Origin of the sequence: Spiroplasma corruscae (genome assembly GCF_002237575.1) — a bacterium.
GTDB classification, from domain to species: Bacteria; Bacillota_I; Bacilli_A; order Mycoplasmatales; family Mycoplasmataceae; genus Spiroplasma_A; species Spiroplasma_A corruscae.
This window is the reverse complement of record NZ_CP022535.1, coordinates 525,444-540,235: the sequence shown is the minus strand read 5'-3', so window position 1 is coordinate 540,235 and position 14,792 is coordinate 525,444. Positions and strand designations below refer to the sequence as shown.

Here is a 14,792-nt window from a genome sequence, read left to right as displayed (position 1 = left end):
TTCTTTATTTGTTACTTCATTTTTTTTAATATTTTAATAGTTTCTTTTATTTCACTTGCTATTTCCTCCACGTATTTTTTTAATCCTTCATCCTCTATTTCACAAAGAATAGGTAGCTCCCTTAATTCCCGTTCTAATATTCCTATTACTTTTTCCATAATGCTCCCTAATTTAACAAGAACTTAAAGACTCTAGTTGTTTGTTTTTCCATTTTTTCCACAATGTTATATATGCTTTTATTAATACTTTCTATAATCTTTAGATAACAACATTTGCAAAAGTTACTTTTTCTAGACCCATTAGATAATATTAATCAAAAATGATATACACCTTTTACTCCACAACCAACACAAAACTCATCATTTGTATTTGGTGATACTTCAATTTTTATCATTAAAAATCCTCCAATATTTCTCTTAATTCTTCTTTATGATTCTCAAAATGATTTAAAATAGCTATATTATTATTTGGTAAAGATTGTATACAAACACTGCAATAATCTCATACCAGCTCACCTTTTTGGTCTAACATTTTATCTTCATCTAATCTTTCATCTACTCTTTTTAATACGTTTCTTAAATAACGACGTATTTTAATTTTTTGTGTCTCCATTATTTATTCTCCTCATTTATTTTAATTTTGTATCATCCGGCCCTACCAGTTTTAGCGGTTTTATAGCAACTAGAAATAATAGATCTAAACTTATTTTGATATTTAGAATCGTTTTTAGTTACCTTGTAATAACTTTGGATTGCTTCGGATATATTGTCATAGACACCCTCGAATTTGTCATTACGGCCATATTTAGCATACATTTTCTACCCTCCTTTTACCGTTTTCTACTCCTTCAACTAAGGTTTCTAAGAAAGTTGAAGAAGTAGAAAAAGATAAAAAGTCTCTATATATAAAGCAAATAAAAAAACCTTTATATAAAAGGTTTTTTTCTATTATTTAATTTCCTACTTCTTTACAACTTACTCTAAATGCAAACATATTATTTAATTAAGTATATTAAACTTGAAACTTAATGAATTGCTCAAAATCTGATTTTAAATCTCTATATGTTAAACAATCATTTATTAATTGGACTTGTTCTTCTGTTAGCTCAAATAATTTATAAAAAAATCTTTGATTATCAGTAAGAGAAATGCCATCCTCTTCAATAACGTGTTCAGGAACTAAGCAATGTGGAATAATTTTTTTATTTAATACATTATTTATAAAATATTTAAAATATGGTCTATATTCTCCCCTACCTGGTCCTAAATTAATTACACCAATTGCATATTTTGGGTCAACCACAAAAAAACTAAGAAGTACTTTTTTAGTATTGTTATCTATAAAATTCGCTATAGTTTTATTAGTTAGTAAAAATGATTTTCTATCTAATTTTGATACCTTAAAGAACTTAAAAAAAGTATTATTTACAACATTATGAAAATAGAAATCTACAAATTTATAATTTTGTTCTTCTATCATTTTTAAGGGTATGATAATAACTTTTTCACTGTCATTTAACTTAAAATTAATTTTAGAACTTTCAACAAATTCATATAAACTTTCAAAAGTTCTCTTACTAAATATATAATCATACATTTCAAATATTACATAACTAATAATGTTTAATATAGTACTTTTAATATGGTCATCAATTTCTTCAACTAAAACATCAATAGCTCTAAATTTTTTTAGTTCTCCAACAAAGGAAAACTTAAATTCTCCATTTAGTATTGTAATCAAAAAATAGAAATACTTTAAAAACAATAACTCCTTACTAGTTAACTTAATTTGTTCATCTCCATTTTTTATTCTTTTTTCAATAATAGCTTTTGCTACTTTTGATATTTGATTATATTGTTTCAAAATTTGATTTGAGTCAAAGTTACTAAATTTATCAAAAATTATTTTTATAAAAGACTCATTAACAACACTAATTTCTTCAACTGTATCAGTGGCAAAATCTATATAATTAAAATAAAAAGTGCCATCTTTTTTTCTACTTATTCAGCTATCCAAGAACTCAGTTGGCAGTATTAAATTTTTTTTCATCACTTTATTAGACACAAATCATTCCTCTTATTTATCTTTATCTATTAATTCCAATTGCTTACTAGCGGAAATATCAGTAACTGTTATAATGGTATTATATTTTTTATCTATAACAGCATATAAATTTTTAACAGGTATTTTAATATAAATAGTTTTACTTGTTTCAAATTGGTATTCTGATTTTTCAATTAAATTCATTATCTTATCTTTAATTTCAAACTCATCATTTTCTTTAATATTTAATCTTTGTTTTATTCTATGAATTGAATGTGTTGAAAAACCATACTTATGTTTGTAATAATAGCCCATAAAACTCCTATCAATTTTATAAAAAATGCTAAAACAAGTTTTAGCATTATATATAATTATATACCTTTATGAGTAAACTTACTCATTATTGTCTTTTTTATCTTTCTTCTCTTTTTTACCATCGATTCTTTCTTTTCTTTTTCTTATAAACTCATTCACTTCTTCTTCAGGTTCATATATTGAACTATCCATTTCGTATGATTGACCTTGCATTGCTGATGATATATATTTTTCATATTCTTGCATTGCTTTCATCACTTTTTCCTTGTCACGTTTTGGATTAATAACAACAATAAACACTGAGAAGCCAATTATAACTACAGAGACTATAAAGAAAATTCAAAATAGCGCTTTAATAGCTCCATATGGTAATTCATTATTTAAAGAATTATTCATGTTATTAATTGCATCTTTATTATCGTTATATCATTTTAAAAGATCATCAACATTATTAATTCCCATAACATTAACACCTAAAACACTTGCAATTGAAGCTGTTGTTATTGATGCATCTCCAAATGCGTACTTAAAAATATTTCATAAATTATAACAAGTAGAAAACACTACTATCACAAGAACAATTAACATTATATAAGAAAAAGTGAATTGATCTCTATAATTTTTAGGAGGAGTTACGAGATAATATATAACAGATGTACATATAAGAATTAAAAATACTAAATTAAACATACCTGCTAAAGATAATAATGGAGTAATTAAAAATGAGTAAGACAGTGTTCATTTAAAATCTGTATATGTTTTATTGTACTTTTCAATAAAATCATCTTTGAAACCTCAACTTTTAAACTGATCAACAGAGTCAATAGTTTTTGAACCAATGTTAAGCAATAGAGACAAAACGATGAAAGATATTACAAATGTAAGTACAAAACCAATTAAAATATGCTTTATTAACTTCATGTACTTTGGTTTGTAATTATAAGGATAAAATCTTTGATCTTGGAAAGGATGTGGTTTTACATTATTATGATTGAATCCAGCACTTTTAAAATTATCTTCATTTCCAGTATTTGGTTTTTCTTTTTCTTTATCAACTATTTCGGGTTCAACCTCGATTTTATTACTAAATTGCTCTCTAACTTCTTTTGGTATAAATGCTAATTCTTTAATTAACTTTTCATCAAAATCTTCAACTCTATTTAAAACATCTCTTTCTACATTAAAATTATTAAAACAGAATGTTTGATAGAATACTAAATCAGATAATATATCTTCTAAAGTTTTATTATCTGGTTTTTCAAACTTAATTTTTTGTTTAAATAGATTAACCAATCCTTTACCAAAAACATGACTTCATTTAATATTATTAAATGATGAATTATCATCTATTTCCAGCTTCAGTAAGTCGTTAACTAATGTTATTAATTGTTCTCTTAGGCTATCATTTTCTAGACTTCGTACCTTTATTTCTTCAGATTTAAATGAATTAGCTAAATTTTTTACTAAATCTTCATATATTTTATTCGCTTCCACTTTATATTCCTTCTTACTTATTTATTGATTATTTAAATATTTGTAATAATTTAAATTCTGGAATTATTTTATTATCAAATTGACCATTTTTTAAATTTTTTTCCAAATAATATAACGTATTAATTTTATCATTAATTAACTCTAACTTATCTAATTTTTTACTTGTAATTATTTTATATCTATATGGATTAATATTCAACTTTGAAATTATTTCATTATCATTTAAATTACTCTCCTTACAAATGATTATATTTCTGATTGTAATATATGTATTAGAAACCAATGCAATAAAACCAAAAATGTCATTATTAGACTCTATATATAATCTATATTTATTTATAAAATCATTTACATCATTAGCAAGAATAGAATCTAATAAACCAAAAATGTCAAAATTCATGTATTTATTAACTATAGTCTTTATTAAATTAATGTTTATATGTGTATTATAATTAATTAATTTTTCCACTTCATTTACAAATATACCCATATCATTTGGTAAATAAGATAGTAAATAATCAATAGCCAAATCATCATATGAAATATTTAATGTTTCTAATCTTTTGACTAAAAGTTGTTTTTTTTCATCTTCAGAAGGCGCTTTAATTTCTATTACTTTAGATCTATTCTCAACTTCTTTTGATATTTTAAGTCTCTTAGAATAATTATCATTATTTAGAGCTAGTATTAATATAATATTATCATTAATTATATTTAGTAATTTCATAAACCCATCTATATCAAAGGAACTATGTAGCTTTATTTTTTTTTCTGTTAAAAATCAACATTCATCAATAATAATAATTTTCTTACTACTGAATATTGATAATGTAACACATTCCTCATATATACTTGATAAATTGCTATCTATTAATGAGTATTTATGTATCTCATAGGTATCTTTTTCCAACAATTTATTGATTATTTTGCTTATTTGTTTATTTAATAAATAACTATCTTTTGAATAAACTAAGTACATATTTTCACCTTTTACTATTAATAATTTAACATTTTAAGGTCAAAATAGTAATAAAAATGCACTTTTTTTTTGAAATTTAAACAAAATTATTATATACTTATTTTGTAAACTATTTAACTAAAAGGAGAATAAAATGGCAAATATTAAGTCACAAGAGAAAAGAATTCTTACCAATGAAAAGTCAAGAATTGCAAATAAGGCATTTAGAAGTAAAGTAAAAACAGCTATCAAAAAAGCAATGGTAGCAAAAAATGATAATTTAGAAAATAAAGAACAATTAGTTAATGAAGCGGTTAGTTTGCTTGATAAATCAATAATCAAAGGTATTTTCAAAGCTAACAAAGCAGCAAGAGAAAAATCAAGATTAATGAGATAATTTAATATAAAACCTTGTATTTTTAAAACGAGGTTTTTTTTATCTTTTTTGTACTTTTAGTATTTATATTATATTCATAATTATTAATACTATTTGTTGTAAATATCTGACATTTATTATTCTTAAGTGTTTCTATTGTCTCATCACTTGGAAAATTCTTATACTTTTCATGTTTACTGCTTATATAGCAAGATTTTGGTTTTATAGTGTTGATAAATTCATTAGAGCTACTTGTTTTGCTACCGTGGTGACCAACTTGTAAGAAATCAATACCACCTTCTATAGATTTTAAAAAATCATTATTTAACAATAATCTACTCTCACTTTTTTTTGTACTGTCGCCCATAAATAAGATCTTTGTATTATTTATATTTAATAAGGAAACAATAGAATTATCGTTTTCATCCTTGTTGCCTAATTCAACAAAATTTAATATTTCAATATTTTTATAATTAATATAAGTATCAACATTATCGTTATAATATATTTTATTTATCTTGTATAACTCTTGTATTTTTTTAAGCTGATTATAATGATCTAAATGATTATGGCTTATAAAAACTAAATCAATTTTTCTAATACCCTTATATTCTAAAAAGTTTTTATAAATAGTCTCTGAATAACCATAACCCGCACCAGCATCAAATATAATATTTGTATTATTTTTCTTTAATAAAAAACTATTACCATTTCCAACATTAAGCATAGTAATACTATTAGTTCAATAATTTACTTGATTGTATTGAATAATACTAACAGAACTAAAAACATACATTATAAAAGTAATTATTTTTTTCTTATTACAATAAGTACTTGAGAATTGCATAAACCTTAAGCTAATGTAGTAAATAATTAATATACTTATCGTAATATTTCCTACTAATATTGATATATTTATATATTTCAAAACTGTTGTTAGATTTAATATTACATCATATATAAAATTAGATATTATTTGAAAAAAAGGTAAAAAGAATACAAAAATAAATGAAATTGAAATAATAGGAAATAAAAATAACTCGAATAAAGAAGAAAAAATAAGAAACTTGTAATTGAAATAAACTTGTAAAGGTAGTATTAAAGAATTCAATAATAAATAATTATAAAAATAGTGTTTTTTCTTTTTATATTTATTATCAAAAAAATTTATGAAGAATACTAAGAATAAAATACTATATAAAAAACCAATACTATATATATAAAAAGGATTAATTCACAATAAAATAATTCATTGTAAGCTTTGAGAATTTCACCCAGATAAATTATTAAATTTAAGCTGTTTTAAAAAGCGAAATAATACTCCAGTAATTGACTTAGTAATGAATAATTTAAAACCTAAAATATAATTATAGAATAAAATAAAAACTAAGAATATGATCTTTACAGTCTTGTAATAATTTTTACTTCTAAATAATTTCTTATCAAAGATTCTATCTAATATATATAAATTCATACCACCAAAATTAACCAAGTGAGGGATACCAAGTTCAATTAAATTTTTATATATAAGATCATTTTTTTTATTTTGAAATAACATTAAATTAACTAATTTATTTCCACTGTTCATAAAGTTTATAAAATAATACCTTAAATTATTTGTACCACGCTTATTAATAGATGTATTTATCAACTCAAATTTAATATTAGACTTTAAGAGATATTCATTAAAATCAAAACCTCATTTAACATAGGTTTTATCTATATTAAATAACTCCCCTTTCAAATATACATACTCCCCTACTGAGTAATTAGACCCCCCTACTTTTATGTAATATTTGACAAACAGTCTTTTTACTATAATATATTGTTCATTTACTTCAACTACATTGAATATCCCTTCATTTGTAACTGTTATTGCAATATAATAAAATATTAGAAATACTAGCTGAAATGTTAATAGTAATATCAATAACTTTCATGATGATTTCATATCAACAAAATAAATAATTCAAGTTATTAAATAAATACTTAATATAGATCAAATATTAGATAAATTAACTGATATAACACTTATAACAAAAAAGACAAATGTAATTATTAATAACCTTTTCTTAATATACAATGAGAGGCAAAGCAACCTTAATAAATTCTAAAACATCATTGTCTTTTTTATATATTTCATTGAGCTTTTCATAGCAATCATCTAAACTAATATTATTATCATTAAGTATATTAACAAACTTAGTAGAGATATTTATTCTTAAATTATATTTTACAAAGAAGTTGTTAGATAAAAATAATCGATTATACTTTTTTGTCATTTCATTTCTATTTGGTAGAATAATTATTATGCCTTTTTTATAAAAATCTTTATCATTTTCAATTTCAAAGTTATTAAGAATATATTCAACATTAGTAATTTTTAAGAACTTTTTTACACTTGTAGTTTTATTTTCTTTAGTTTTTAATATTTTATTAGGTACTAGTTCATTATTATTTAATTCAAGGTTATATTTCACGCTAAAAGAAACATAATCATTAAACGCTTCTGTATTTTGTTCATTATTATTTTTGGAATTAAATTGAGATATAAATACATAAATACCAATACCAACTAAAAAACTAATCACAAATATTATTGAGTATTGTTTTCATTTCATTTAACCACCCTTTATTAAATCGACAAATAAAAAAAAAAAAAAAATCACATGGGTGATTAATAAATTTCTTCGATAAATTGAATTGAACTTTCTAATAATTCAAAATCTCTTATCACTTTCTTAACAAAGTTTTTTTTGAAACCTTTATAACTTTTAATTCATGTGTAATTTAAAAGCGCTATGGATAAATCATATTTACCTTCTAAATATCTACTTTTAGTTACATAGAAATCTTTATCAATACCAAACTCTTTAAAGTCTTTTTGTTTAATTGTAGTTAATTTATCTATTAACTTTGGAGATAAAAACATTGGACCCCTGATATCATTTGGTTTTGTATTTACATTATACATTTTATTAAACAATATTGATTCTGTCTGAAAATTCTTATTAAGCATTTTTCCTTTTGTAATTTTTATTCCGTCAAATGTACTATCAAATTTTGTATTTTCATAGACTAATTCATCTTCTGATAAATAGTAAGTTTTTGTTTCAGTTTTTCCTTGTGAATTATTAGTTTTTACAATTATTTCAACAGGATGGAAAATTGTAAATTTTAGTTTATGATCTTTTATCGTAAAAAATAAGCTATTAGGTTGTGTTTGCTCTTGAGTACCTATTTTTTTAAATCTAAAAAGTTTTTTATCATCATATTTAAATTGCATAAATTTTGAGTTAAACTCAAATTCAATACCCTTAGATTTGTTTACGTTATTAATATTAATTAAACTAAAATAGTAATTATATATATCTTTTGTTTTATTATTATCAAACTGATATTCAGAGATACTTCTAGTTATATTTCGTTGTGAAGGACTTGCAAAATTAAAAAAAATTGCTCCTATTCCTGTCAATATACCAATTATAAAAATTACAATACCAATATAAATACTTTTATTAAATTCTTGACCAACATAACCATCAGATATAGAGGAAATAATAATTACTATAGTACCAATTATTAATAGTGCAATCATACCTATCATAAAAAAAATATTGAACCAAAACTTTTTCTTAGCCTTGTCTAATAGGGACACAAATTTTTTATCGCTTATAAATAAATCGTCTATTTTTTTCTCAAGTTCTAATTTAAACATTTAAACTAAAACTTAATTTTAACATCTTCTCTATCAAATGAACTAATTTCAAAAAATGGTAAATAAACGAACTTTAATTGATTAGCTGCTAAATTATTTGGATAACTACTAATAGATTGATTAAATTGACTAACATTAGAATTATAAATTCTTCTTGATGCTGATATATTTTCTTCAATATTTGTTGATTCTTTCATTAGACTACCAATTAAATCATTAGATTTTAAATTGGCATAATTTTCTACTTGAACTTGTATTTTTCTAGCTATGTCATTTAATTGTGATGCATTTTTCATCATTTGACCAACACCACCACCTGTACGCATGCTTGTTAATGTTGTTTGCATTTCTTTTTCAAATTTAATACTTTCAGATACTGAATCAATTAATTTTATCAAAGTATCACGTCTTCTTTTTAATTGAACATCAATACCAGCTTCTGCTTCATTTACTTTAATTTTCATTCTTTTAAGTGCATTTAGATTAGCAACATGAATTATTAACGGAATTAGCGTTAAGCAAATAATAATTCAAAATAAAACTCCAAATATATTTTGTTTAGGTCTTTGACCAACTTCTTGATTTGGATTAATTGTATTATGATCCATCTTTCGTTTCTCCTATAATTATTATTATATTATAAATATATTAATAAATACAAAAAAAATAGCATAAGCTATTTTTTCTTGCATTCACAATTACAGTTACAATTTGAATTACCGTCTTTAGTACCACAATTACATTCTTTTTTATTGTTTTCCATACACTCACCTCTTTTAATACTATATTTATAATAACAAATAAGTTTATAAAATACAAGTGAAAATATATTATAAAAAATAAAAACTTAAAAATACATTTATAGTTTACTAGACTTATTAGTTAATTTATATTATAATTATAATAAGTAAATGAGGTGAAGTAATGAAGAAAAGCTCAGATAAAGTAACAAGTGATAAAGTTGCTAAAGAGGCATCTGAAGTACTCAAAGATAAAAAAGCAAGTAAAAAAATGAAAAGTGTAGCCGGAAGTGCGTTATCACAAGCTAAAAGTAAAAAAAATAAATAAAATATATTAAAATATCCTAGTAAAAATAAATTACTAGGATATTTTTAATCTTTATCAATTCTATTTGTCAAAAAATCATAAAAACTTGAGTTAATAAATAATTTATCGCAATCTTTTTGATGAAGTTTAGTTACTATATCATCTAATAGGTTATTTTCAACTTTACTAACTCAATATGGATCAGTTAATAAAGGTCTACCAATAGCTACTAAATCAGAGTTTAACAATGCATTATTAATATCTTTCATACTTCTAATTGAACCAACTGATACAAGCATAGTTCTACCATTTATTTTTTTATAAATATAATCTACCATACTTTTTTGAGAATACTTTACTGATCTTGAATGTAAATTATACTTTGTTAATGAAAGATGTATGTAATCAATATGTTTTTCTGAAAGTTTATCAACTAAGAATAAAGTGTCTTCAAATTTTATACCTGGTTCTTCATATTCTTCTGGAGATAATCTATAACCAATAATAAATTCTTTTTTTGTATTTTCTTTTATGGTTTTAATAATTTCATTTACTAATAGATCAATAAAATGAAATCTTTTTTCAATACTTCCACCAAATTCATCATTTCTTCTATTAGAATGCGGAGAAAAGAATTGTTGAATTAGATAAGTGTTCGCTCCATGTATTTCAATACCATCAAAACCAGCTTTAATAGCTCTAATTGTAGCCGCTTTAAAATCATTGATTAATTGATAAACTTGATCTATTTGTAATTCTCTTGGTATTTGTGCATTCTCTCTGATTGAAGGTATATCACTAGCTGAAACTGGTTGTTTACCACCTAAAACAATATGTTTGTCATTCTACCTGCATGAAATAATTGGATAATTGATTTTGCTCCTTGTTTTTGTATCCGACTACTTAATTTACTTAATGAACTAATCATTTTATCCTGTGATATACTTAATTCACCCTCTCAACCCTTGGCTTCATCATTAATATATGCAGCAGCTGTAATAACAGCTGCCACTTCAGTCGATCTTAATCCATAATAATCAATCTCATTTTGAGTTACTTCACCATCACAAAAACTCATTTTATTTGTCATAGGAGCCATTATATATCGATTCTTTAGTTTAACTCCATTTCTTAAAACTATTTTTTCTCTTGTTTTTTTCATTTATTTATCCTTATATTTTTTTATTTATTCTATTTATTTTAACACTCTTTTAAGTTAAAAAAATAGAGTTTCAAAACTCTATATTAATAATTAATTTAATTCATAATCAAATGTATAGTACCAATTATTATTAAATCTTGGTTTTATAAGTATTATTAAATTCATTTTTTTGTAGATAAAGTAATTATTTAGTTATATATTAATAAAGATATATTAAACCTATTTTAAATTCTTTAAAAAATATTATTCCTGTATTATTACATTCATAATCGAATTAATTATCAAATGTATAACCAAAATATAATCAAAAACTATAAAAATTATTTTCTAAGAAACTAATAATTGTCACCTAACCATTTGTTATAAACTTAGCTATTTTATTAGAATTTAAATCATCTTTTGAATTAACATTCATTGATACAACTAACTATCGTAATCAATTATTTATAAATCTTAAGTAAAACTGTTAAATTATTAAAACCTAAAATAATAATAATAATAATAATAATAATAATAATAATAATATGTATTAACATAATCTTAGTTTATTTAAACCTTAAAATTTTCATACACCTTTATATTTTTCATCACTTACAAACAAATCAAATGTATTTTTATTATCAAATTAAATTAAAACAAACATGGATTAATTAATTTAATATACTAACTACTCCAGAACCACCATATTTAGCAACTATTTAGTAATTATCTTAACCAATTTAACAATTTAATGGATATCGAATTATAAAGTTGTACGAATAATGTAGTAAGGATTTTGGTTAAGTATGGTTATTTACAGACTCTTTTATAATACTGCTTGTTTTAATTGTATAAAATATAATAATTATATTTTCTAAAAAAACTTATATAATCAATATTTTTAATATTGAATCACAAATACTATCTTCATATTTTATTTTATAAAATTAAAATCGAATTAGATATAATTCCATCAACGTTTATACTAAATGGGTAAACTCAAAACCTTATATCAATCTTATTTTATTAAGCTTTAAATAAATTTAATTATTTTAAATAATCACCTTATTATGCCTCGTTAATATGAATTATATTAATAATATTTTGTATTTTATATAATAATAATGAATAACTAATTAGAATTTTTAACTAGTTTTTTGCCATATTTAATAAAGTATTTAATTCACTAATGTATGTTTTACCAAAAGTCTCTTCTGCTTTATGCGTAAAATAAGAAATCATTTTATTAAACTCCATATTATCTATAGTTGAATAAAACCTATATTTTAATCTGCATTGCTTTTAGGTTTAAATGTATTACTAGTAGTTACTTTATTCAATAGATCTTTTACTTAATAAACAAATCCATTATATTTTATACTACATTGGGTACTTTTACTGCTGTTGGTTTTGGGGTTAAAACATTGAAAGTATTTCATTTATATTGTAGTTTAGATTTTCATGCCTAGCTACTTATATCAATTTACTAATAGTTTATCACCATTAAACATACAATTTTGATTATCAGTATATTTTTTTACCACACGAAATATCACTAATTATAGTAGAATTTACTATTAACAAGGTTGTAAATAATTGTATTACTTTTTTCATAATACTCCCTCAATCTACAGATATGCTTAATTAAATAATATTTGTATAAATTATTTTTTTTAAAATAACTCAATCATTTGTTCAGTTAAAATTATAAAAACAACTTATAGTATTAATTAATAAATATAATTTAATAATTAATTTAAGTTGTTCTGTATATATTGATTATAGTTTTAAACAAAATATTATAATTAATAATTTTTAATAACTGGTACATAACCACCAGTCTGATGGTACATAAAATCTGTTCTAAAATTGATATTCAAGTAATCAAACTTAATATTAACATCATAATAATTAATACCGGTTAATATAGGACTTTCTAATCCTAATTGTTCTCGATAAAGTAATGGTGAAGTATAAATTCGTTTGTCATTTATTACTAATGAATAGTCGTTTTGATTACCGCCTTCTAATAATAATTTTCTTTTCGAAATCACATCACTATTGTTTAGATTTAATGAAAATAAATTATTTAAATCACTCATTTTTTTTGAAACTTTTGCAAAATCTCAAAAGAAACTATTTTCTTTTTTAACTGTGAAAAGTGTTTGTTTATTATCAGTTGTATTTTCCCCAAATTTCATATCAAATATTTCATTAAATTTAACTATGCCTTGTTTTACATTATCTCTTATTGCTTTAAATGTATTATCTGTTTCAACTAAACTTGAGAAATTATTATTAATATCTATAGCTTCACCATAACCTAGTTTAAATTCATCCATATCTTTTTTAAATGTATCTCCGATAGAAAGTTGTATATTATTTAACGGAATAAATTTAACAGCTGATAGTTTATTTAAATTTGTTTTTATATTTTGATATCCATCTGTTTCTGAAGTTAAATCTTCATTAGTCTCCACACTTTGGATGAATTCAGATGATCATTTTTTTAGGTTTTCTAATAAATATTTATTTAACTCTGAATCATTAGTTTTTTCATCCTTTATAAATATATATTTCATTAAATCCTCACCATTTTTAAAACTACTATCACTTCATCCTTTTTGCTCATTATTTCAAGAATAATTAGAAACTGTAGGATTTATTTTATAATCTCAAACATTATCTTCTTTTAGTTCCTCGATATTATACAATGGTAAGTTATTATTTTCAACTTTTTTGTTTTCAAACTTAAAGAAACCGGCTAAATCTTTACCTATAGATGCGTTTAATGAATCATTTAATGATTTAATTATGTCAGTTTTATCATTACTTAACATACTATTTACATTTTCTTTTATTGTACTAAAACTATTAATTAATTTATTTGACTCATCGACACCTTTTATATAACCAGTTGTATCAACATTTTTTAGGTATGCTCATTTTATAGAACTTGACTGATCCATAATAAATTTAGCTAAACCAGGATATGACGTAAGTGTATAATCTAATGATGACTTAACATCAAAGTTTGAAATTGCTGAATTATCACTTGAATTATAGTGAATTGAAAAGTTAAAGTTAGCACTTGAACTTATGATATAACCTTTTTTAGTTTCATTATTTGTTTCAGTAGTTGTTGTATCTAATACTGATATTTTTGAGGTACTCTCACCAGAATCAGCAAGTGAGTTTTCTATTGTTATAATATCAGTTACACCATTTAATAAAATATCATACTCTGTTTTACTTTTTAAAGCATTTATTTCAGATTTAATTTTATCAAAACCTACTTTAAATTTTAAATCATTAAAGTAATTAGTGGCATTGGCTTGGTCCTTTTTAAATATATCAGACAAGTTTGCGTTTTTAACCTCTCCAGCTTGATAATTATCAAAGTAACTTGCAATTTTTTCTTGTTTAAAAAATTTAAATTTACTTGTTAAACTTTCATCCTCTTGTTGAAATCAATTTTTTGATTCAATACTTATATTTTTATTGATAATATCAGTAACTTCTTTTTTAAATAAAGTAAATACTTGATCATAAGTATCTGTTTCATTTGGTGTTGGATCTACATTATTTGATCCATTATCATTGGTTTCACTATTACCACATGCTATAACACTAGTTGATAAAGTTGCTGTTAATGATAATGTAGCTAAAATTGATATTAGTTTTTTCATACTTCTTCCTC

17 protein-coding genes are annotated in these 14,792 nt (G+C 22.4%); 2 read left to right on the top strand and 15 right to left on the bottom strand.

The features are described 5' to 3' along the window. Nucleotides 1-11 precede the first annotated feature (11 nt). The 8 genes from SCORR_RS05385 to holA form a co-directional block, all read right to left on the bottom strand. Nucleotides 12-158, bottom strand: coding sequence for a hypothetical protein (locus SCORR_RS05385; protein ID WP_157705344.1), 147 nt, complete (start codon nt 156-158; stop codon nt 12-14). An 8-nt stretch (nt 159-166) separates the two neighbouring features. Further along, nucleotides 167-394, bottom strand: coding sequence for a hypothetical protein (locus SCORR_RS02440; protein WP_094048774.1), 228 nt, complete (start codon nt 392-394; stop codon nt 167-169). Further along, entirely contained in the window at nt 394-612 is a 219-nt protein-coding gene (locus tag SCORR_RS02435) for a hypothetical protein (protein ID WP_094048772.1), read from the bottom strand. The genes SCORR_RS02440 and SCORR_RS02435 overlap by 1 nt, the downstream gene beginning before the upstream one ends. Further along, nucleotides 612-815, bottom strand: a complete 204-nt coding sequence (locus tag SCORR_RS02430; protein ID WP_094048771.1) for a hypothetical protein — start codon at nt 813-815, stop codon at nt 612-614. Before SCORR_RS02430 ends, SCORR_RS02435 begins: the two co-directional genes overlap by 1 nt. A 196-nt stretch (nt 816-1,011) precedes the next feature. Continuing rightward, nucleotides 1,012-2,064 carry a hypothetical protein gene (locus SCORR_RS02425; RefSeq protein WP_094048769.1) on the bottom strand — a complete coding sequence of 351 codons (1,053 nt, stop codon included), beginning with the start codon at nt 2,062-2,064 and terminating at the stop codon, nt 1,012-1,014. Between the two features lie 12 nt (nt 2,065-2,076). Further along, nucleotides 2,077-2,358, bottom strand: coding sequence for a hypothetical protein (locus tag SCORR_RS02420; protein ID WP_094048766.1), 282 nt, complete (start codon nt 2,356-2,358; stop codon nt 2,077-2,079). A 78-nt stretch (nt 2,359-2,436) separates the two neighbouring features. After that, entirely contained in the window at nt 2,437-3,852 is a 1,416-nt protein-coding gene (locus tag SCORR_RS02415) for a hypothetical protein (RefSeq protein WP_094048764.1), read from the bottom strand. A 28-nt stretch (nt 3,853-3,880) separates the two neighbouring features. Continuing rightward, complete coding sequence (gene holA / locus SCORR_RS02410) at nt 3,881-4,831, bottom strand: DNA polymerase III subunit delta (RefSeq protein WP_094048762.1); 951 nt, start codon at nt 4,829-4,831, stop codon at nt 3,881-3,883. A gap of 133 nt (nt 4,832-4,964) precedes the next feature. Here holA and rpsT point away from each other — a divergent pair, with 133 nt between their 5' ends. Continuing rightward, entirely contained in the window at nt 4,965-5,207 is a 243-nt protein-coding gene (rpsT, locus tag SCORR_RS02405) for a 30S ribosomal protein S20 (protein ID WP_094048760.1), read from the top strand. Between the two features lie 22 nt (nt 5,208-5,229). Here rpsT and SCORR_RS02400 read toward each other — a convergent pair whose 3' ends face one another. The 4 genes from SCORR_RS02400 to SCORR_RS02385 form a co-directional block, all read right to left on the bottom strand. Then, the gene (locus tag SCORR_RS02400; protein ID WP_157705342.1) at nt 5,230-7,137 is read right to left on the bottom strand and encodes a ComEC/Rec2 family competence protein; all 1,908 of its coding nucleotides are present in this window, start codon (nt 7,135-7,137) and stop codon (nt 5,230-5,232) included. 121 nt (nt 7,138-7,258) lie between these two features. After that, complete coding sequence (locus SCORR_RS02395; protein WP_094048756.1) at nt 7,259-7,807, bottom strand: hypothetical protein; 549 nt, start codon at nt 7,805-7,807, stop codon at nt 7,259-7,261. Between the two features lie 56 nt (nt 7,808-7,863). Next, nucleotides 7,864-8,904: a hypothetical protein gene (locus tag SCORR_RS02390; protein WP_094048754.1), complete on the bottom strand. Its 1,041-nt coding sequence runs from the start codon at nt 8,902-8,904 to the stop codon at nt 7,864-7,866. Nucleotides 8,905-8,909: 5 nt separating this feature from the next. Further along, entirely contained in the window at nt 8,910-9,512 is a 603-nt protein-coding gene (locus SCORR_RS02385) for a LemA family protein (RefSeq protein ID WP_094048752.1), read from the bottom strand. Nucleotides 9,513-9,828: 316 nt separating this feature from the next. Between SCORR_RS02385 and SCORR_RS05460 the strand changes: the two genes are divergently transcribed. Continuing rightward, on the top strand, nt 9,829-9,972 hold the full coding sequence (locus tag SCORR_RS05460) for a hypothetical protein (protein WP_169709030.1): 144 nt from the start codon (nt 9,829-9,831) through the stop codon (nt 9,970-9,972). 44 nt (nt 9,973-10,016) lie between these two features. Here the strand turns inward: SCORR_RS05460 and SCORR_RS02380 are convergent, their stop codons facing one another. The 3 genes from SCORR_RS02380 to SCORR_RS02375 form a co-directional block, all read right to left on the bottom strand. Next, on the bottom strand, nt 10,017-10,679 hold the full coding sequence (locus SCORR_RS02380; protein ID WP_342746545.1) for an oxidoreductase: 663 nt from the start codon (nt 10,677-10,679) through the stop codon (nt 10,017-10,019). A gap of 95 nt (nt 10,680-10,774) precedes the next feature. Beyond that, nucleotides 10,775-11,113: an oxidoreductase gene (locus SCORR_RS05590; RefSeq protein WP_211279187.1), complete on the bottom strand. Its 339-nt coding sequence runs from the start codon at nt 11,111-11,113 to the stop codon at nt 10,775-10,777. A 1,784-nt stretch (nt 11,114-12,897) separates the two neighbouring features. Further along, entirely contained in the window at nt 12,898-14,781 is a 1,884-nt protein-coding gene (locus SCORR_RS02375) for a lipoprotein (protein WP_094048750.1), read from the bottom strand. Between the last annotated feature and the right edge of the window lie 11 nt (nt 14,782-14,792).